General features: G+C 38.4%; 19 protein-coding genes. 5 read left to right on the plus strand and 14 right to left on the minus strand.

What is annotated here, in order from left to right; genetic code table 11:
• Window positions 1–68: 68 nt before the first annotated feature.
• The 10 genes from F886_RS14045 to pepN all read right to left on the minus strand — a co-directional run bounded on the left by F886_RS14045 (window position 69) and on the right by pepN (window position 12,194).
• The gene (locus F886_RS14045; RefSeq protein ID WP_034591204.1) at window positions 69–623 is read right to left on the minus strand and encodes a TetR/AcrR family transcriptional regulator; all 555 of its coding nucleotides are present in this window, start codon (window positions 621–623) and stop codon (window positions 69–71) included.
• A 571-nt stretch (window positions 624–1,194) separates the two neighbouring features.
• Window positions 1,195–1,752 (minus strand): chorismate mutase, encoded by a 558-nt coding sequence (locus tag F886_RS14050; RefSeq protein WP_005306526.1) that lies wholly within the window; start codon window positions 1,750–1,752, stop codon window positions 1,195–1,197.
• Window positions 1,753–1,830: 78 nt separating this feature from the next.
• Window positions 1,831–2,517, minus strand: a complete 687-nt coding sequence (locus tag F886_RS14055) for an SDR family NAD(P)-dependent oxidoreductase (protein ID WP_005306529.1) — start codon at window positions 2,515–2,517, stop codon at window positions 1,831–1,833.
• 11 nt (window positions 2,518–2,528) lie between these two features.
• Window positions 2,529–3,290 (minus strand): SDR family NAD(P)-dependent oxidoreductase, encoded by a 762-nt coding sequence (locus F886_RS14060; protein ID WP_034591351.1) that lies wholly within the window; start codon window positions 3,288–3,290, stop codon window positions 2,529–2,531.
• Window positions 3,291–3,297: 7 nt separating this feature from the next.
• A complete protein-coding gene (locus F886_RS14065; RefSeq protein ID WP_005306534.1) occupies window positions 3,298–3,984 on the minus strand; it encodes a glutathione S-transferase family protein in 687 nt (228 codons plus the stop codon).
• Between the two features lie 228 nt (window positions 3,985–4,212).
• The gene (locus tag F886_RS14070) at window positions 4,213–5,232 is read right to left on the minus strand and encodes a Csu type fimbrial protein (RefSeq protein ID WP_005306537.1); all 1,020 of its coding nucleotides are present in this window, start codon (window positions 5,230–5,232) and stop codon (window positions 4,213–4,215) included.
• A complete protein-coding gene (locus tag F886_RS14075) occupies window positions 5,223–7,682 on the minus strand; it encodes a fimbria/pilus outer membrane usher protein (protein WP_005306540.1) in 2,460 nt (819 codons plus the stop codon). Before F886_RS14075 ends, F886_RS14070 begins: the two co-directional genes overlap by 10 nt.
• A gap of 9 nt (window positions 7,683–7,691) precedes the next feature.
• A complete protein-coding gene (locus tag F886_RS14080) occupies window positions 7,692–8,396 on the minus strand; it encodes a fimbrial biogenesis chaperone (protein WP_005306543.1) in 705 nt (234 codons plus the stop codon).
• Window positions 8,397–8,469: 73 nt separating this feature from the next.
• The gene (locus F886_RS14085; protein WP_212749664.1) at window positions 8,470–9,006 is read right to left on the minus strand and encodes a Csu type fimbrial protein; all 537 of its coding nucleotides are present in this window, start codon (window positions 9,004–9,006) and stop codon (window positions 8,470–8,472) included.
• Window positions 9,007–9,587: 581 nt separating this feature from the next.
• The gene (gene pepN, locus F886_RS14090) at window positions 9,588–12,194 is read right to left on the minus strand and encodes an aminopeptidase N (protein ID WP_005306548.1); all 2,607 of its coding nucleotides are present in this window, start codon (window positions 12,192–12,194) and stop codon (window positions 9,588–9,590) included.
• 319 nt (window positions 12,195–12,513) lie between these two features.
• Between pepN and F886_RS14095 the strand changes: the two genes are divergently transcribed.
• The 3 genes from F886_RS14095 (at window position 12,514) to thiM (ending at window position 14,943) form a co-directional block, all read left to right on the plus strand.
• The gene (locus tag F886_RS14095) at window positions 12,514–12,771 is read left to right on the plus strand and encodes a hypothetical protein (RefSeq protein ID WP_005306552.1); all 258 of its coding nucleotides are present in this window, start codon (window positions 12,514–12,516) and stop codon (window positions 12,769–12,771) included.
• 152 nt (window positions 12,772–12,923) lie between these two features.
• On the plus strand, window positions 12,924–14,081 hold the full coding sequence (locus F886_RS14100) for a hypothetical protein (RefSeq protein WP_005306555.1): 1,158 nt from the start codon (window positions 12,924–12,926) through the stop codon (window positions 14,079–14,081).
• Between the two features lie 34 nt (window positions 14,082–14,115).
• Window positions 14,116–14,943 carry a hydroxyethylthiazole kinase gene (gene thiM / locus F886_RS14105; protein WP_005306557.1) on the plus strand — a complete coding sequence of 276 codons (828 nt, stop codon included), beginning with the start codon at window positions 14,116–14,118 and terminating at the stop codon, window positions 14,941–14,943.
• Between the two features lie 29 nt (window positions 14,944–14,972).
• Here thiM and F886_RS14110 read toward each other — a convergent pair whose 3' ends face one another.
• The 3 genes from F886_RS14110 to F886_RS14120 all read right to left on the minus strand — a co-directional run bounded on the left by F886_RS14110 (window position 14,973) and on the right by F886_RS14120 (window position 18,021).
• Window positions 14,973–15,824, minus strand: a complete 852-nt coding sequence (locus F886_RS14110; protein ID WP_034591205.1) for an AraC family transcriptional regulator — start codon at window positions 15,822–15,824, stop codon at window positions 14,973–14,975.
• A gap of 81 nt (window positions 15,825–15,905) precedes the next feature.
• A complete protein-coding gene (locus F886_RS14115; protein WP_005306564.1) occupies window positions 15,906–16,265 on the minus strand; it encodes a 5-carboxymethyl-2-hydroxymuconate Delta-isomerase in 360 nt (119 codons plus the stop codon).
• A gap of 43 nt (window positions 16,266–16,308) precedes the next feature.
• Window positions 16,309–18,021: an AAA family ATPase gene (locus F886_RS14120; RefSeq protein WP_005306567.1), complete on the minus strand. Its 1,713-nt coding sequence runs from the start codon at window positions 18,019–18,021 to the stop codon at window positions 16,309–16,311.
• A 230-nt stretch (window positions 18,022–18,251) separates the two neighbouring features.
• On the opposite strand from F886_RS14120, the gene mdh reads away from it, so the two are divergent.
• Window positions 18,252–19,424, plus strand: coding sequence for an iron-dependent methanol dehydrogenase (mdh, locus tag F886_RS14125; RefSeq protein WP_004791599.1), 1,173 nt, complete (start codon window positions 18,252–18,254; stop codon window positions 19,422–19,424).
• A gap of 195 nt (window positions 19,425–19,619) precedes the next feature.
• Window positions 19,620–20,588, plus strand: a complete 969-nt coding sequence (locus tag F886_RS14130; RefSeq protein WP_005306570.1) for an alpha/beta hydrolase — start codon at window positions 19,620–19,622, stop codon at window positions 20,586–20,588.
• Here the strand turns inward: F886_RS14130 and F886_RS14135 are convergent.
• A complete protein-coding gene (locus F886_RS14135) occupies window positions 20,585–21,775 on the minus strand; it encodes a helix-turn-helix domain-containing protein (RefSeq protein ID WP_005306572.1) in 1,191 nt (396 codons plus the stop codon). The genes F886_RS14130 and F886_RS14135 overlap by 4 nt on opposite strands.
• Window positions 21,776–21,789: the final 14 nt, after the last annotated feature.

The raw sequence follows: 21,789 nt of genomic DNA on the forward strand, positions 1-21,789 counted from the left end.
CCTAATTAAATTAAATAAAAAGCCCTCTTCGGAGGGCTTTTTATTTAAGCGTTAAAGTCTTCGCCAATTTAAGTAAGCATCGACATAAAATATTCTAATAACTTATCTCTTTCATCGACCTTATTTGCACTTAAAAGTTGAACCATTGCCCCATCAATCACGAATAAAAACATGTAGGCGTCTTCAAGTGTAGCGGTAACTTTTACGGTTAAAATCAGCTTATAAATTTCTTTAATGAACCAATTTCGATAGTCACTAACGACCTTATAGGCTGTGGGATAAAGTTTTTCAATTTCAAAAATGGCTTTAAACTGCAAATGGTAAAACCCTTCTAAATCAGCGTGTAAAAAGAAAATTTTCTTTAATTTATCGAAAACCATAAGTTCACGGTACGAATGAATAATAGAAAACACCTCGTCTTTTAACGCATCTTTTTGAAAAGTCAGACACATCTCAATAAGTTTTTCTTTAGATGAAAAGCAGTTATAAAAAGTGGCTTTGGGTATTTTGGCATCGTTAACAATTCGGTCTACACCGACATTATTAAAGCCATATTGATTAAATAAATTTCTTGCCACGTGTAGCACTCGTAGTGCTTTAAATGATGCTTCTAAAGTTGGCATAGACATACCGTTTAAAATAATTTTTTGTTGTATATAAATGAGATAAAAATGCCGTCACTCTTAAATTGAGTGCTAAAAACAGGCACATCAAGGCAGCACAAATCCTGCCTTACATATCTCAGGCTTTATTGTTGATATGATTTTTTAGTCGTAATGATCTAAAGGTTAAAACCTATAGTCGATTAAACTGTTTTAAATGCCAGTGAGGTATAGACGTAAAGACTTTGGCAAGGACTGCCAATGAGAGAGATGAAATAGTACGCATATGCGAACTCCTAGATGAAATAGAAGTTCTGCCAAATCACTGCTAAATGATTATGGTGGCAGAACGAAGAAGGGTTAGCAGACCAGTCATCTAGGAACCGGCACGCCCGAGGGCGTCCCTCCTCCGTCCTACCGCTACGAAGGGAGACGAACGAGTTCGACACCAAAAAATTACTTTTTTGATGTCCTAGATGAAAACGGTCTGCTAAAACCGACTGGCAATGTGGCCAGCAGGCAAAGGATAATCGGAGAGATTTTGGGTGTCAATGTGATATTGACTAGAAAATGGTTAAATAATTATTGTTTTTCATTCTCTTAACTTAATTTTATTTAATGTCATACATAAAGCTTTTTTATCGGCCTCTTTAAGTTGAGGGTGCTGTACAGTCCACATGTAGCTACAGCTATGAGGCGCTTTGTTATTATTTTTCTTGAGTTCATAGGCTATATTTTTTAAAAGCTCAGTATTTAGCATACTAATTTTTAAACGTACTTCGGCTAAATCTTGTAGTTTCCAATTAGTTTCTGGACTCGACAACCAATCTGCACGATATCGATACTGAATTGCTTTGGCAACATTCATTTGAGTCACAATAAATGGCTTCACTGTTTCACTATTTAGGCCAAAAGAATCGGCTTCAGAAAGTGATTGATCAAGAACTTTCTTCTCTTGAGTTAAATCTTCAATCGGTAAATGCTGTTCTGCTTTATAACCCGCGACATCTTTCATATAAGATAAACGCTCGTTAATTAAACGAGCAGCTTGATCATATTGATATGCTTGCGCTAATGAAGAAACACACATGAAAGCTGTCAACGTACAAACCACTTTAACAGCTGGCTGAGCACTCTTAATTTTTGTCATGTAAATACCTATCGAAATTATTGTTCTGTCGTCATTCCAGATCAGTACTGTATTTTAACAACATGCGAAAGTAAAATTTCAAGATAGGCTAAGTTCTTGGCTCCATGCCGAATTAGGCTGCTGATAGATATGTTGGCACACTTGCTTAACAGATGAAATAAAGTGTTGGTTCTGTCCATCCCATTTTTCAACCATGCAATAGCTAATATGAATGCCTTTAGGATGAAACTCTCTTGCTAATGACTGCGCTAAAGCACGAATACCTGCAAACATGCTTTGGCTTAACACATCGTAATGGGTCGAGTTGTTAAATGGTGCGCCAAGAAAAATAACAGTGCCCCGCTGCTGCTTTAACATCGGCTTAATCACAGCTTGCGCTACACTTACTGCACTTAAACCTGTGGTCTGCCAATTGTGCTCAATCTCTTCTAAAGATAAAGCCTCAATATTTGGCGAAGATGAAAAGTTCGGCTGAAACACACAGAGTTCAATTGTATGTCTTTGATTGGAAATATAACGCACCAAGCTTTTTAAATGATCTGCATTTACTAAGTTCAAATGAACTGCTGTCACGCCATCGTTGATGGAGTGAACTTGGATTTTTTGCACAGCTGAATCATGTACAACCTGATAAAGATGTAATGGAAATTGTGCGTTTTTATCTAGAATTACAAAATCACGCTCGATTAGGTGTAAATCATGACCAACAACAACAACAACACAGCCCTGCTTTTTTTGAAATCTCTGACATATTTTTTTTAGCATTTTAGTCTCTCTCAAAATTTTTCTTGGTAAGGGCGTAAATCAAGTTCATGTGTCCAAAGCTTCGGTGTTTGTTGGTAAAGCATCCAATAGTTTTCTGCAATGGCATCAATATTGAGGCCACCCGTGCCACGTGTAAGACGGGCTAACCGCCCCAAACCAAATAACGCTTTATTTACCCTATCGCCATCGACCATTCCATCAATAATTATATGAGCAATATGTATGCCTTGTGATTTATAAATTTGAGCTAGATTGAGTGCATAAGCCCGCAAAGCAGATTTACCCATGGTAAAAGCTGCAAAAAAAGGTTTCCCGCGCAAAGAAGCGCTCGCTCCTGTAAAAATAAGCGTACCGTAGTTTTGATCTTTAAAGATTTTCAGACAGCTTTGAGAAACTAAATAAGCTGATAAAAAAGTGGATTGCCACATTTGCGTAAAAAATAACAGCGGACTTCGTAAAAAGATTGACGGAATATTTCCCCCCACATTATGAATGACAGCAGTAATGCGCTCATTTTGACTGGTGATTGTGTCAAATAAAGCTTGTACTTGTTTTATATCTTCTGCATCCAAACGGAACGCTACAGCATCCCCACCTTTCGAATGAATTTCGGCAGCCACTGCTTCAATTTTCTGGAAAGTGCGCCCAGCGACATAAACTTTTACACCTTCTTTTGCAAAACGATGGCAGACGGCTGCGCCAATACCTTGTGATGCCCCAACGCCAATAACAACTGCACAATCTAATTTTTTATCTGGTGTTGCTAATGTCATGGTCATTTCACCCTGTTTGTTTTTTATACCATAAAGCAATAAACGGACGATCCAAAATTTCTTTACCAAATTTTTTGCTTGTGCGAACCACTTCACCAAGTTGAGCGACCACAGCAATGTCGGCAATTGTCTGAGAGTCTCCAACTAGCCATTCACTTTGCGATAAAACTTGTTCGATACGGTCGAGGTGCCTTATAAACTCTGCTTCAACATTTTCAGCTTTCATTCGGCCTAAACCTTGAAAGAAAAGCTGTGTTTTTAACTCGGCTAAAATAAATCCTTTTACCATTGGTCTTTCATACGCTGGGCGGCCAATACTGCTAATGCGAATTGCTTCTTCTAGCGCATCTGGGTCATTTACGCGTAAATAGACTTCATAAAAATAGAGAGCTTCATCTGCCCAGTCTTCCCACAGCTCTGCAAGTGCTTTTTGACTTGGATCTTCTGGATAAAGCCGAGGTGTATCTGGATAAGTTTCTTCTAGGTAGCGAGCAATTCGGGTACTGTCTTGAATTCGCTGTCCATTATGGTCAATTACAGGTACTTTACCCACTTTACTGAGCAAAGGGACCTTAGCTCCCAGAATGCCGTTATAGTTAACTGTGTCAAATGAGATTCCTTTAAACTTCAAAATTCTTGAAACTTTCTGACAAAATGGGGAAATTTCCCATTGATGCAAAATAATATCCGACATTTATTCACCTTTATTTTAATTGCTTGTTTTGCTCACTAGTTCTTTTTTAGAACTATTCAATAAATATACAGAATGTATTTTTAAGTCAAACTGTTTTTGATGACGAATAAGCTTTAAAAAGCCCAAATCATTTGATTTATATCGTTTTATGTTCAGCCATTTTTAATGAATATAATTAAAATTACGCGGAACCATGCGACTAACATAGAACCGCGTATATTTGATAAATTAATAAGTCACTGTAACAACAACACTATCAGAATAGTTTCCTGGTGTACTTGCAATGGAAGTACCTTGTGGAATTTTTCCATAGACAGGTGTGCTTTGAGCACTACCTGTTCCCGTACCAGACACTCCACCAGTTCCCCCAACATTGGTTACGCCACCTGTAGCATCCCACACCGTGCTATAGTTAGAATCTTTATATAACTGATAGGGAATATATTCATTATTACCATTGGTCATACGCCTGAATCCGCCAGCAATACGGTTATTGCCATCGCCTAAATAAATGCTATATGGCGTTCCATAATTACAGGTCGAATTTACAGCTCCTTGTGCTGTGTAATCCCGCTTAGTCGTACTAATATCATTAATATTGCTGAAATCTACTGTTGAGGTTGAGTTTAATTGGCACATACTTGGTACCACAAAGTTTGCTGTTAGTAATGTATCACCTGAATCCCAGCCACCAAGTAAATCACCACAAGATAAACCCAAAAGATCCATATCCCAATACAACCGAACTGAAGCCGTATATGTTCCTTTAGGATATGCAATGAGTGACCCCGTTCGAGCTGGTACTTTCACATTTACCGAGTAACTCACAATATTATTTGATGCGATTGTTGCTACTGGTCCATACCACACATTGGAGGTTTGATTCGTGGTAGAAGACCCAGCTCCACCTACAGTTGCAGTGACCGTATATGGTAAAGTCACACTATTATTCGCAGTGGTTGCTCCCGTAAATACGGTTTTCATACACATGAAATTAGAAATCTGGGGAAGTCCTAAATTCGTGCAAGTAATTGTGCCTGAAAGGTTTACAGTTGCATCACTATTAATATTTGCTGCCGTGTAGGTAAAAGTACTATTAGTTGTTCCGCTTACTGTACAAGCAGCATGTGCTGGACTAAAAAATGCATAAACAAGATAAAATAAGCAAATGCCTATAAAGTATTTTAAAGACAATGAAAATTTCTTATAGCTCTCTATTTGAGCCTTATTCATAATATTTAATGACATACATAAGGTCCCAATTTCTTAGTTGAGTACTGATTACTGTTATATGTGAAGTCAACTTGGCATGAGCCATGATCCAGAAGATCGACTTCAAGCTTGTTTTGTTTTAATAGATTTTGAATAAATACTTCACCGTCGTAGCCAACTACCCCCTCTTGCTGACCATTAATTCGAACTGTATAACCCGGTAATAAAGGTGAATTGTTGGCATCAACAAGTTTCACTAATCCTGAAATGACCTGATGAGCACCAAAGTCAATAAGACCACCTTGGCGATAACCTACAACTGTTTTCTGATCTGTAGACTTCACGCTCCAATTCAAAGGCAGATACGATGGATCTAAATAAATATGGTTTTCCTTGTATGGCATTAGACTAGGAATCAGAAATCTTCCAGAATTATCGGTTACGCCTAAATTTACCCCGCCATTTATAATCTGACTTTTCGGCCCAGCATTGGTCACAACTGCGTAACCGTCACCAATTTCATTGGCTGCAAAGACCCGTCCTGCTGCTGCAACCAATGATCCTGTTGCTGAAAGTGCAACTTGGTCGTTACCCCCAATTCGGTTGTATCGACCTGTTAGATAAGCTGCCCGAGCACGGTAAGAGCCATAGATCGATGCATTGTTTTGATTCGCATCCTGATCATGTTCAACATAACCTCCCCATCCAAATGAACCGATTTGTGGTTCTGACAAGCCGAATATTTCTTGACGGTAACTCAGCCTACCAGCATCGCTAGATACACTTGTAATCGCATTCACTTTACTGGACGGTGTATAGCGCAGCGCAAAGTAAATGCCATAGTCTTTTTGGTTTTCATAATCTTTATACGCTGAGGCATAAAAGCCCCAGTTATTGTTCAAAGTTCCGCTTAAATTGGCAGATACTAATTTATTCGCGTTATCGATATATTTGATCTGGTTATAACCCAGATAGGCGCTATACCCTTCGTAAAAGTTATAGCTCATTCCTGCCCTAAAAATCTCATCTGCCAGTGCACTGTAGCTCAGGTAGTTCTGCGGCTCAGAAGTCATCTGGTTATCTTTTAAATATCGAACTTGAGACACACGGGCAAGGTCAAAGTAATTATCAAACACTTTGCGGTAACTGGTATTAAACGAAATATTCTTACTAATGCGTCCTTCTAATCCAAGCAAAGCAGAATAACCGTTTTCATCTTTATACTGACTGGCTGCAATATCAGCATTAATCACCCCAAAACCAAACAGATTCTTGGCAAAACCCGTGCCTAAATTTGATAAACCATCTGTTGAAGCCTCTGCACCACCACTTAAGGTCAGCGAGTTGCTGTAACCGTATCGAATCGCACCCGAAGCAAAAGTGGCATCATCATAATTGTTTGAATATAGTCCATAGTTATAGCGTGGAATACCAACATCTACTGAGAATTCATTAATGCCTTTTGCCAAAATTTTGGATGAAAAATAGTAAGCCTGTTTGGTAATGCTCTGCTGACCCGTTGAATCAGTAGTCACAAGCGTGACTTCATTGCCTGAAATAAACGGGAGCTGCTTAATGTCAAATGGGCCTGATGGCACCAGTCCTGAATAAATCTTTTGCTGGTTAACGTATAAATCTAGTGTTGAAGGAAGTGCTGCCGAACCGGAAAATTGCGGTAGTGCCGAGGTAACAATATCACCTCGTTGAGTATAAGCACTCGACCACTGGAAACCTGCCAGACGTACACTACTCCCCCAGTCAGAACTATTGGAAATAAAGTCTCCTAAGGTATATATCCTGACTTTTTCAGGGTCTACATATTGCCACTTACTTTCTAGTCGTACCCATTTTTCATGACTATAACTCGTTTCATTACTACCGTTGTATAAAACACCTGAAGAAAAGTTACCAATTGCGCTGTTAAAGATCCCTTCTGCCGAACCTGAGAAAACATTCTCATCATTGGTTATGGTGTTATACAGACTATAGTTCAGAATAGCCGCGTTTAAGGGCTTCATTTTCAGCAAATGAGGACTGGTGATCTGCTGACCACTTAAGTCGACTGAGTAACCCGTCAACATGTTCGATGGAACCTGTAAATTTAGAGCCTGCTCATTCTCTAAATATTTGAACCGGATTCCTTTTAGTTCATCAATACACACCCATCGGTTATCAGGAATGTGCTCATCCATTTTTATTCTTAAAGTTTTTAATGCACCAGAGCGGATATATAACTTTCCATCCTTAGATTGCTTCACCGCAACTAAGTCTTCAGAAACATTTGAGTTAATCGAAATATTTAAAAATAGATGAATAAAATCAATATCTTGCTCATTTACATTCGCTCCTACTTGTGTATATTCACTCTTGCTACCTACAGATTTAGGAACACTGGGAACTGCAGTATTCGTATGATCTAGTAACTGTTCGGCAAAAGAATATGCAGGAAAATACGCAACACATAAGACACCTATAATATATTTCATATAAGCCTCTTAAAGTGTGGTTTTCTTACCATTAACTGTTAGAGATACGCTGTATTTATGATTTGGTTGGTAGGTAAAGTTACTAATCGAGTAACTTTTCGACTTCTCCGCAAGAATATAACCATTCACAGTATTTACTTTAATGGGATAACTTTTATTCGCAGTTGTATCAACAAGCGTTAGACTATTTAACAGCGCATGTCGGTTACCGATATTGCTAATATTTAAAGAAGGTGTGTTCTGATTAACATCAATTTTCCAACTAAGTTTGGTAATTGCATCTTTATTGACTACAAATACAGGTAATGATGAGCGAAGTAATACATTTACTCCCTGAGCTGCTTTACGGCTATCAATTGGTTTTGGTAACTCATCAATAATAATACGATAGGTTTTTTCACCAGAAACAGGTTCTGGGTTAACTCTAACTACACGTAAATTATAAGAGTCACTAGGTTGTAGTTTTAAAAATGGTGGGCTAACTACAATCTCATCCGTAGGGATTAACTGATCTTGCCCAGCATTTTGTCTCCACTCAAATACACGCACCTGCAAATCAGCACTTTCATTTGACTGGTTATATAAACTAATTGAAGCAGCATTTTGATGACTTAATATTTCTACATTTACAGGTGAAAGACGGATTGTTGCGGCGTTAATAGAGCTAGATAAAGATAAGAATAATCCCGTAATAATAAAAATATTTTTTTTCATGATTTGCTCAAATATAACTTTTTTAATGTATTAGCCCTTTCAAAAGGGCTAACGTATTTCTAATTTATGCAAATTAATAAGTTACCGTTACAGTCACACTGTCAACATAGCTACCTGCACTTGGTAAAGTTGTTCCTGCAGGAATACGACCATACACGTTAACCGTTTGAACATTACCCGTTCCAGTTCCACTGTAGGCTGTCGTTGCAATACCAATTGCTGTAGCACGTCCTGTGTCAGAAAAAAGGTTATAAGGAATATATTCGTTGCTGGTCGCCCCGCCGATCATACGACGTTGGGTTGATAAAACATTCTGACCACCATCAAATGACAAAGTCCATGGCACAGTATTATTACAAAGGACTTTAATTGAGGTACCACCTGTCGTTGTGGTGTCTGCATCGACATTACTGGTGAGCGAACTTAATGTCCCAAAGTCTAAAACTGCATTTGTTGTCGTGCCAGTTGCCGAGGTATTCAATACACAACTATTCGTTACTGTTGCTCTAACAGTTAATGTACCCGTTGCTGTAGCTGCATTTGCTGCATTGATAGAAAATACTCCTGCAACAATTGCTGATAAATAAATAAAAGTCTTTTTCATGGCCAAAACCTTTTAAACTAAATTGTCGAATTAATAGATATAAAAAATTTAACCCTTATTCTTACAATCATTTTTATTTGACTGCTCTTTTAAAGCTTATTTTTTTACCCTACCTTTGCTCATAATACATAAAAACAATTAAAATGCATGATCACATTATTATTTCAATTTCCAATTAACAAAATATAATTACTAGAATTAACCACATAGATACAAAAACCAACATTCAAAAAACGCAAACAATTGATTTAAATAACTTAACCAAAATATTTAGAAAATTTATTAAGTAAAATTTAAATAAATATGTCAAAAAAAAAGCAAATTTTATGACCTTAAATACTAATTACACTGGTGCTTAGCTTATTTTTATTTCTATTTTTTAAATACTCCTTTTATATTTTTGCTTAAAAATACATCTCAAAAAAACTATCAAATATCTTAATTTAAATAAAAGTAAAATGATGAACAGTAGAGCTAAAGATGCTTCCCTATAAGGAAAAATTTATTTCTTTCACACTTTAAATCTCTATAGAAATATAAAAAAATAAAGGCCTCTTACGAGACCTTTATTTAGTAAGTTTAAATAATTAAACGCTCAGCATGCTATTTAAAGTTTCAGAAACATTTTTCGATTTCACTTTAGGCTGCAATGCTTGTAAAGCCTGTTGAACTTGAGTACGTTGCGGTTCAGCAAGTGTGTACCAACGTGACAATACCTGTAACAGACGTGAACCTAAAATTGGGTTCTTTTCATCAAGATATTGTGCAAGATTAATAAAGTGAGCTACACCAAATCCCCAAGTGTTTTCAGGGTTATTTGACAGCCCTCCACTCACCGCACGAATACGGTTTGGAGTTGTTAAATCATAGTCAGGATGTTGAGTCAGGTACTCGATTGTTTCTGCTGTCGCATTTGGGTTTGCTGCCTGAATCATGAACCATTGATCTAAAGACAAGGCTTCATCTTTAAAGCGGTCATAGAAATCAGCAAGTGCATCTTGAGCTTGAGGTGCATTTTGCCAAACCAATACACGTAATGCCCCTAAGCGTTCAGACATATTACCTGTGTTTTGATATTGCACGTGTGCAAGTTCAAATGCAGTTTGATCGCCCTGACGAGCCATCATCATCATCATAATATTCTTTAATGCACGCACACCCATAGCCAACGAAAACTCTTTTTGCAGTTCTGGGTCAAGTGTAAGGTAAGTATCTTTCCAGAATGAACCTAACTCTTGTGCCAAACGATTCAGCAAGGCTTCACGTTTTACATGAATATCAGATGGCGCATAGTTCTGATCGATGCGACTACCCAAATAACCTTCACTTGGCACATCAAATAAACGCGATGCTAAAAGCGGGTCACGACCAACTAGCTCAGGTAAAGTGCTTTGAATAGCTTGAATGTAAGCATCAGCTGAATGGTCTTCTAACAAGATACGCTCAAGCAAGGTTTGGGTGGCTTGCCATTGGTTAAAACCATTCGTTTCGTGCTGAATTAAGAAAGCTAATTCTTCATCAGTATAATCAAATACAAGATTTACAGGAGCTGAGAAATTACGAAGTAGCGATACCACGGGTTGCTCAGTCACGCCAGTAAATTCAATACTTGCCTCATCTTGGTCAAACAAGTACACGCCATCTTTAACATCGTTTACAAATAGGCTGTCACTGTGCAATGTGTATTGCTCGCCTGTTTTAGCATTAAAGAGTGCTAAAGCTACAGGAATCGGAACAGCTTTTAAATTTGGATATTTAGGATGTGCTTTTAGGCTTTGTTTAAAGCTTAAACGGTAAGTTTGTGCTGCTGCATCATATTCACCTTTTGCTTCAAGCTTTGGTGTACCTGGTTGGTTATACCAAGTTAAGAACGCAGATAAATCTACACCAGAACCCGCAGTTAAAGCAGCAACCCAATCTTCTACAGTTACAGCCTGCCCATCATGACGGCGGAAATATTCGTCGGTTCCTCGACGGTATTTTTCTTTGCCAAGTAAAGTCGACATCATGCGGTTAATTTCCGCACCTTTTTCATAAACAGTTGCTGTATAGAAGTTATTAATTTCGACAAAGTGGTCTGGACGTGGCGGATGCGACAATGGACCTGCATCTTCAGGGAACTGATGAGATTTCAGCACAGCGACATCATCAATACGTTGAACCGCAGCAGATTGTAAATCTTCTGAGAAAGATTGATCACGGAATACCGTTAAACCTTCTTTTAAGCAAAGTTGGAACCAGTCACGGCAAGTAATACGGTTCCCTGTCCAGTTATGGAAATATTCATGGGCAATCACAGACTGTACACGCATAATCGCTGCGTCAGTTGTATATTCTTCGTCGGCAAGTACACATGACGTGTTAAAGATATTTAAACCTTTATTTTCCATTGCACCCATGTTGAATTGGCTTACCGCAACAATCATATAGTTGTCGAGGTCATAAGCACGGCCATAGTGTTCTTCATCCCAACGCATTGAATGCTTTAATGCTTCCATCGCGATACGACATTTTGGAATATCTTTCTCAATCGCATAGATTTCTAAAGCAACATCGCGCCCTTCAGAGGTCGTATAACGATCTTTAAGTACAGCTAAATCACCAATGACACAAGCAAACAAATAGCTTGGTTTTTTAGTCGGGTCTTGCCAGATCGCAAAGTGGCGGTTTTCACCAACTTCACCTGTTTCTAGCAAATTACCATTGGCAAGTAACACTGGATATTTTTTGTCTGCTTCTACACGTGTAGTAAAGACTGAAAGTACGTCTGGACGGTCTGGATAGAACGTAATTTTGCGGAAACCTTCAGGTTCGTTTTGGGTTACAAACAACTCATCGGCTTTATATAAACCTTCTAATTGAGTATTAGTTTCAGGATGAATAATGACCTGTGTTTGTAAAATGACTTCAGCTGGTGCGTTAGTGATCACCAATTGCTCACTATCGAGTGAATATTGTGCAGAAGTAAGAATTTGTCCATTTAACTGAACAGATTGCAACTCAAGATCACGACCAAGTAAAACTAGATCGCCGTCAGTTTGGCGCTTCATCACCAACGTTGAATCAACAATCGTTTTATCATCATATACTTGAATATCAAGATTAATTGATTCAACTAAAAACGCAGGTTTTTGATAATCTTTTAAATAAACTGTTTGATCTGCCTGAACTGGAGGCTGCGCCGCAATATTCATCTTTATTCCTTATATACTCGTCTAAAACGGCAGTATGAGTCGCCATGAAATATCATACGCCAAGTCATACATACTGTATTTGCTTACCTTTATAAAATTAATGGGACTTCATTGATACATTTCAAATTAGAATCTGGTTTTATTAGCACAGATTAGACCAAATTTACGATAATCGTTGTTTATATAAGCAATCTATACAATAAAAATAAAACACCTTTAGCTTTTAACATTTTTTAGAGTCAGCTTACATTTTGGGCATGGTTCTTGCCTATTTAAATAGACCAATATGGGTATTTCAATAAGAGCAAGAGGTGTCAATATGGAATTAAAAGCACATTTTCATCGTTTAGAAAATATTAAAGCGATTCATGATTTACACGCAGCAGGACTCGATCACCATGTGATTGCGGTGTTCTTAACTGCGGAAGGTATTTCTATGACGACTCAGGAGGTTAACTCCATTGTGAATACTTACGATGCACTAGGCAAAGTAAAATTACCAAGTAAAAAAGTACAGGCACTTATTAATGCCAAAAAACTTGGACAGAATGATGAGAACTTGCCGTGCCCTGTTTAATCAACAATTTAACTCGAGATGAAGACCTAAAATTCTCACATAGATTTTAGGTCTTTTTATTTTAACAACAAACGCAACTAGCAATCTCAGCCATATACAGTACGGCTGTGTATAATAGCCCCCATCATTTTTTATTTTATGTTCGGAGCAAGATGGTCTTACAAATTCTACAGAAACAACTGGATGAAAGTAGCCATTGTCCTCTCTGCCAAGCTTCAATGTACTGGGTAGATGCCGAGCAATTTGAACAAGACATTCAATTTCATGAATGCAGTCATTGTCAGCACCGCATATTTAAAGATGAAAAAATGACGTGCCACTGTGAGACATGCACAAAACAACGGAAAAAGCTTTTACAGCAAACCCGTTTACAAGAACAACGTCAATTTAAATCAAAAGAACAGCCACAACGCAGTCTGGAACAGCTCAGCTTCTTACATAAACTTTTCTTGCTGAGTCTTTTAGATGAATATGCACGTGAAGAAATCACTCATGATGAATATATTCATTGGGACAAAATTAAATATCATCAGATCACTCCTAACTGGATGTTTCAGAGCTATTTAATTAAACAGCTGTATAAAGATGGCATTTTGAATGCAAATGATCAAACAGAAGATCCACAGTGTTTTTATTTAAATATTCGTTTAGATGGCTACAGCGATCCAAGTTTATTTAGTGTGGCTCAGCAACTACGTAATTGGTTTTATGAAAATTTAAGTTACGGCGTTCCCTTTCATAGTGCAGATGAAGTTAAAGATGTACTTTTTCAGGTGCTCTATCAAGAAATTATTCAGTTCATGCAATTTTATTGTCGAACTTGGGGCATCCAGATTGCTGGGAATTCAAATTTCCAAAGCTTCTGCTACCGCCTAATGGAATCATTGGCGATTGGACAGATCTATTATCTGATTCAGACGGCACTCGAATATCTTTATAAACAAAAAGCTTTACAGCCTCGCAATGAGAAATTTATTAACACCAATTTGTTAAAGAAAACATTAGAGCAATATCGTGAGAGAGCCTTAACTGAAAAGTGGGAAACCTCCATGCTACCGCGTCCGCACAACATTCCTTATAGTAAAATGAGTTATATTTTGCTTAACCGTTTCTTAGGTTATGACGAACAGATATTTGTACAACCTGTATGGAAAGCATGGCGCAAAATTGAACCACGTTTAAATTTTTATTCTGTCAAACGTTGTATGCATTGTGGTTCAAATGATTTAACCGTTGATTATGATGCGGCAGATTATGTTTCTTTGATTTGCCAAAAATGTAAGCATCAAGACCACTATTTTACCCACTAAATCTATATCACTTTAGCTTACTAGGGATAATAATATGACATCGACATCTAGTTTGATTGAACAGGTCATTGAAGCTTGGCAAAGCATGCAGGCAAAAACGCCTCTTGTGCAATGTATTACCAATAGCGTTGCGGCTAACTATACAGCTAATGTGTTACTCGCTTCAGGGGCTTCACCTGCGATGATTGATAATCCTTATGAAGCAGAAAGTTTTACCAAAATTTCATCGGCTTTAAGCATTAATTTAGGCACTCCGACTTCAGAACAAATGCAAGCCATGCAAATTTCTGCAAAAACAGCACAGCTTAATAACATTCCGTGGGTACTTGATCCAGTGGGTTATGGGCCAGTTTTAGCTTGGCGCAGTCAAATGACAGATGAGCTTCTACAGTTTAAGCCTAGCGTTATTCGTGGTAATGCATCAGAAATCAGTACACTTGCAGGTAATCAAGTTCAATCTAAAGGTGTTGATAGTACCCTAAGTAGTGATGATGCCTATCGACAAGCTTACGCGCTATTAGTACATACCGACTGTATCGCAATTTCAGGTGAGTCAGATTACATTTTATCTAAAGAGCTAGATGTCGTTATCCAAGTTAACGGTGGCAGCCCCTTACAACCCAAAATTACAGCAACTGGTTGTGCTTTAGGTGCATTAATTGCTGCATATAGTGCTGTAACGACTCCAACCATTGCAGCGCTTTCAGCCCATGTACATTTTGCAATTGCGGGTAAACTTGCTGCCAATCAGGCACAAACGATGGGAAGTTTTAGTACCATTTTTATGGACTATATCCATATGTTAGATGACAACCTGATTGAGCAATATGCAAATATAAAGCTATTAGGTTTAAAGGCATAACCGCAATTTATGCCTTTATCCCACTACTCTTATTTTAAAAGTAAGTAGATATCTGTAATAAGGTCACACTCTTTCACATCATGCACAAAGTTATGATAGTGAAAGAAAACTGGATATTCCCCTGCTTCTTCGGCTTGCTCAGGTAACCAGTTTCTAAAGATGTAATAAACACTATCTTTAATCTGGTCGTGGCTACCCAAATGTCTTACGGTCGCATAACGACCGGCAGGAATTTCCCCTGTTAGTACGCCGTAACTATTTTCCGGTATAGCCTTTTCAATTGAACCAGCAATATCAAATCGAAACTCGTCAGACGGAGTCTGCTCAGGGTCAGCAAATGGAATACCATAAGTTCTAGACTTGGTCACAGGCGATAGACCTGTTTCTTTGCGCCAAGCAATAAAACGTGCAGCGGTTTCAAAGACTTTATCTGGACTGCCTAAATGAGACAGATAGGCAATCTTTTCAGCAGGACGCTCAACAATATTTACATTCATTTTTAGCTCACTTTTTGGAAGTGTAAAAACAAACTTCTGGTGCCAAGATTCCCAGTCCGGTTTATCTCTAAAAGCCCGAGGAGTTTGATCAAATGAACGCTTAAATGCACGAGTAAATGCCTCTGGACTATCAAACCCTGCTTGCAATGCTATCTCAATAATTTTGAGATCTGGTTCAAAAGCCAATTGAAAAGAGGCCCGCTTTAAACGAGAAAGTTGAATAAACTTCATCACATTTAAACCAATATGAATGGCAAAAATACGATGAAAATGAAACTTAGATAAAGCGGCAATCTGGCTCAATCGGTCAACATCTAAATCTTCATCTAAATGTCTTTGAATATAATCGCAAACCAGTTGCAGCTTTTGTATATATACAGCCATACATTTATGTCTGTTCATTCGATAGCACTACTTTTACATAGTGCCGATCTCTATTCTTGATCGAAATTGCGATTTTTAGTGTTATACAACTTGTTTGAAATAATCTTCTCTTGGCATATCGACAAGCTCAACACACAATTGAATTTCTTTATTAAACTCTTGTTGTAAATAATTTTTATTGCTGAGTGCCGTTAATAGCTGGTCACCCATTAGCTGTTTTTGTTCGTCAGTTCTTCCCGACAAAATATAAACTTTTACATGAATATAAGCTTGATCAGCCCCTAAGCCAATGAGGAAAACCTCGTCTTTACGCGCACGGCTTTTAATGTCTTCTGGACTAAATAGCTCTGTCTCAATCAGTGTGGTATTAATTTCTTCAAGTAATTGTTTTGCGTTTAATCCAGTTAAGTTTTCTGAATAATCAACTACAACGTGCGGCATAGCCACCTCAATTTATGTAATAAGTAATTAAGCTAATTAAACTTTACTCAATAAATAATAAAGCTAATCGAACCTGATCATATCCCATTCGAGGACTGGTTGCTTCAACAATTGGTCTTAGTTTGATCGAACCATCATCAGAAAAATGATCTGGATTTTGACGTTTTTTCAGCTTCTTATAAATTTTACGAATTTCTTCAACCACTTCTTCACCCGGATGGGCAACTGAAATATCTAGCTTTTGTTCTTTATGAAGTCGAGCCAAATGATTAATGATGGTTGCTGGTGTTAGACCACGCTCATGCGCGATGTCTTCAATTTCATAGCCTTCTTCAAACAACGCACGTGTCTCGTCTAGAGTGGCCGTAGCGTAATTTTGTTTTCCACCTTTTGCGAGTTTCTTCTCATTACGAGAAATCTCAGTTTCATTTAAGGTGCCGCCACAGTGACGAATAAAGGCTTTGTGCTGAGCGGTTAAATCTACATCTGCAAAGTTGTCTTCAGCTTCTTTAGAAAGTTCTTGGAAACGACGATCAGCTTTTACAGCTAAACTATCTAACTCTAAAGCTTGCTCGTTAATCCCTAATAACTTAAGACCAGTTAAAGATTTTAAACGCGACAATGCTACATAACCCTGACCTTTTTCGAAGGTATTCGTGAGGTTAATTTCAGCAGCTTCTAAAGTCATGCCTTGGCTTTTATGAATGGTAATTGCCCACGCTAAACGAAGTGGAATTTGCTGAAAACTTGCAATCACCTTGCCTGCTTCATTTTCAACTGACCATGTTTCAGGAGCAACCAGCAAAGTCGTACCATCGGTTAGTTTTACCTTTGGTAATAAGCCATTTTCATCATCTTCTTCAAAGCCAATAACTTCGCCTAAACTCCCGTTGATATACCCCATATCAAAGTTATTTTTTACAAACATAACTTTGGCATGTTTTTTCAGTGTGAGTTCTTCTGGCGCACGAACTGAAGATTTTAAAGTTTCTAATAACTTTTCATTACCATCTAAAACGGCATTGAATTGATGCCCTTCATTATCAATTTCATTTAAGTGCTGATAATTGATATTGTCGACATCCATATTGTGCGTATAAAGACGAGTAAAGGTCTCACCAATATCATGCGAGCGTGATTGACGTAATGCGTGTAAATGATCTGATTGAATATTCTGCGCACGAATGGCATTTAAAATCTGATTAAGAATTTCATCATCTTGACGGTGTTGTTCTGTTAAATAACATACGCGGAATTTGGCTTCGACCCATGCATCAGACATAAAACAGAACTTGTCACGGTTGGCTTCACTATTACGCCCAACGGGTGGCAATTGAAAGAAATCTCCAGCCACAATGACTTGAATGCCACCGAATGCTTCATCACTTTCTTTAAAATATTTTAAAACCTGATTGACCAGATTAAGCTGCTTAGCATGCAGCATCGAGATTTCATCGATGACGAGAACTTGCGCATTTTCAAGGTGTTCCTTGAGATATTTACGCTCTTTCATACGTTTTAGGTCATCGTCAGTTAACTGATCTTTAATACCGATGCCCGCCCATGTATGAATGGTCATGCCGTTCATATGTGTTGCAGCAATACCTGTAGATGCCGTGATTGCCACAGGCACTTTACGTGCTTTTAGGTATTGGATGTACTGATTAAGTGTATAGGTTTTCCCTGCACCAGCCGAACCGGTTAAAAAGACATTTTCACCTGCTTTAAGCAGTTTAAGCGCAGTTTCCTGTTTCATAATCTCATAAGTACATCTTCAACAGCCCATAGCTTAACGACTTTCCCGAAAAAATTAAATGAATGCGCCAGAATTTCTGTAAAATCATTATAAATCAATAATTAACAATAAAATAATATTTGGTAGGTTTTTGGTAGGTAGGAAAATAATCTTCACATCACAATACTAAGGCCATGGTGAGGCTCACCTGTAATAACAAACAATGGATTTATGGAAGAAGGAATCACTCCATGGCTTTTAAAAATATTGCAGATCAAACAAACGGTTTTTATATTCCATGCGTATCACTCTTTGGACCAGGATGTGCCAAAGAAATTGGTACAAAGGCACAAAACCTCGGCGCAAAAAAAGCATTAATTGTGACCGATGAAGGCTTATTTAAATTTGGTGTCGCAGATCTTATCGCAAACTATTTAACTGAAGCAGGCGTTGCGAGCCATATTTTTCCGGGTGCAGAACCTAACCCAACCGATATTAATGTTCATAACGGTGTAAATGCCTATAACGAAAATGGCTGTGACTTTATTGTCTCTCTAGGTGGTGGATCATCTCATGACTGTGCAAAAGGGATTGGTTTAGTCACTGCTGGTGGGGGTCATATTCGTGACTATGAAGGTATTGATAAAAGCAAAGTGCCAATGACACCGCTCATTGCAGTGAATACAACGGCTGGTACTGCATCTGAAATGACCCGTTTTTGTATTATTACCAATACAGACACTCACGTAAAAATGGCGATTGTTGACTGGCGTTGTACCCCACTCATTGCCATTGATGACCCGAAACTCATGATCGCAAAACCAGCTGGTTTAACAGCGGCAACAGGTATGGACGCGTTAACCCATGCAGTTGAAGCATATGTGTCTACAGCAGCAAACCCAATTACCGATGCGTGTGCAGAAAAAGCGATTACGATGATCAGCCAGTGGTTACAACCTGCTGTCGCAAATGGTGAAAATATCGAAGCGCGTGATGCAATGAGCTATGCACAGTACTTGGCTGGTATGGCATTTAACAACGCATCTTTAGGTTATGTTCATGCAATGGCGCACCAGTTAGGCGGTTTTTACAACCTACCTCACGGCGTATGTAATGCAATCTTGTTACCACACGTGTGTGAATTTAACTTAATTGCTTGCCCAGATCGTTACGCAAAAATCGCGGAGTTAATGGGTGTAAGAACTCATGGATTAACAGTGATGGAAGCTGCATATGCTGCTATTGATGCCATTCGTAAACTGTCTTCGTCTATTGGTATTCCATCTGGTTTAACAGAGCTAGGTGTGAAAACTGAAGACCTTGCGGTGATGGCAGATAATGCTCAAAAAGATGCGTGTATGTTGACCAACCCTCGTAAAGCAAACCATGCACAAGTTGTGGAGATTTTTAAAGCAGCACTTTAATACTGATGTAATGGCATATCCCTCTAGTAAGTCAAATCCCTCCGACCGTTGACTTACTTTTTTCGGGAATACTTAGCTCCAGCGGTATTCCCTTTTTTTAGAAACTATATTCCAACCCTCTCTAAACCTGATTGACAATTCGCCCATTTCATTGAAGGATACTCAGCATGTCTTAATTACAATAGCTCGATAAAAATGAATACATCTTCAGCTAATCAAAATTATGTTCCAGATATTTTAGGTACTGGCTACGAACAGCTCACACTCAATTTTTCTAATGATTACGAAGGAAAAGTTGTAGCTACCTTAGTGCGTAAAAAGGCTGCTCAATCAACTCAAAAAGCCGTGCTTTATATTCATGGTTTTTTAGATTATTTCTTTCAAACCGAAATGGCTGAGCAATTCAATGCTCATGGTTATGACTTCTATGCGCTAGATTTAAGAAAATATGGCCGTTCAAAGCTGCCTCATCAAATTTTCTATAATGTGCTTGATTTAAATGAATACGATGCTGAAATTACACAAGCATTAGAGATTATTGGCAAAGAACAGCACACACAAGTCTTGCTTGCAGGGCATTCGACTGGCGGTTTGACAGCGACGCTTTATGCTGCCCATAACCCAAACCACCCTCTGATTAAAGCACTTTGGGCAAACAGCCCGTTTTACGATTTTAATTTAAGCTTGGTCGAGAAAAAATTTGGTATTCCAGTACTCAGTCGAGTAGGAAAATATCTGCCAAAAGTTAAATTCCCAAGTCAATTAAACAAATGGTACACCGCGAGCCTTCACAAACAGCTCAAGGGCGAATGGGACTTTAATCTGGACTGGAAACCTACCTCTGCCCCTACGGTTCAACTCAGCTTTCTACATGCGATTCATACAGCACAAAAAGAGATACATCGCGGGGTCAAACTCAATGTTCCCGCACTAATTATGCATTCTCACCAGACTAAAAACCCTAAAAAATGGGGAACAGATGCGACTCAAAGCGATGTAATTTTAGATGTTAAAGACATTGAAAAATTTGGTAAAAAAATCAAAGGCGATGTCTCTGTTGTCTCTATTCACAATGGGTTGCATGATTTAGTCCTTTCGGCCCAGCCAGTACGAGAACAAGTCTATCAACAATTGTTTCAGTGGCTGGATCAAAAAATCACTTAACTGAGCTTAGGTGAGTCAAGGTATTTCACCAGTAATTGATGCGCAGGATGTTCACTCGGTAAGAGCTCCATAAGACGTTCTACCGCATCGATTGCTTCAGGGAAATGAGCTAAATGCTTAAGTAATAAATCCGTTTCTTGCGTTTTAAAAATTGCATCGCTCAAACGCGATTCAAGGCAATCACGCCATGCGCATAAAAATGGACTTTCCGTTTTTGCCAGAAATACACCTGTGTAAAGCTGCAAAGCCGAGGCTGCATATCCTGCATCCAGTGCTTGCTCCGCTTGTAAAAAATCGGCTTCAACATGTACCAGCAAACGATATGGGCGTGAACCAAGTAAACCGCCCAAAATATCTCGTAGTTGAGACATTTCAGCTTTAAGCGTACCCATACTGACTTTACGTTCACCATAGAGCGCCTGATAAAGATGCTCTAAAGTTAAACCATGTGGACATAACGCCAATATGGTTAAAATTTCAATTTGACGCGGTGTTAATAATAAACTTTTGCCATTAAATTTAACTTGTGGCGTCGAAAATGCACGAATATGTAATTGCTGGCGCTGCTGCTCTAGCAAAGCAGACTGAATAATGGATGCACAACGTTCAGCAGCCAATATTCCTAAACTATTATGGTTCTTCCACGTGGTTGATAAATCAACGACACCAAGGGTTTGTTTTGAGTATGGATCGATAATCGGTGCGGCATAGCACACCCATTCATGAATCGATTCCATGTAATGTTCATTTGAAAAAACACAGCTTGATTGTTGAGTTTTTAAAGATAAAGCCAAGGCATTTGTACCCACAAATTCTTCACGCCACTGACCACCCTTCACAAAATGTACACGTTCAGCAGCACTTTGCATTTGAGGACTTGGTGCCGTCCAGATAATGGTACTACCGATATCACCGACAGCAATCACCATTGAAGATTGCTCTGCAATATGACGTAAATCGTCAGCACACTGACTTAAAGCCATATCTAAAGCATTTTGTGAAGCAGTTTTTTTCTCGACTAATGGAGCAGCAAAACGCTCTTTAGGAATCGCAGCAGAAGCTGACCGTTCCCATGAGCTTGCAATACTTTGGCCGAGTTTGGCAGCATTCTGAGGAGAGAGACTATTTTGCGTGCGCAGTTGATCAATCAACGTCCGTTGCTGCAATAAATCCTTTTTTGTGAACATTTGTAAATTCCTTA

This window comes from Acinetobacter sp. NIPH 542 (assembly GCF_000369825.1).
Taxonomy (GTDB): domain Bacteria; phylum Pseudomonadota; class Gammaproteobacteria; order Pseudomonadales; family Moraxellaceae; genus Acinetobacter; species Acinetobacter oleivorans.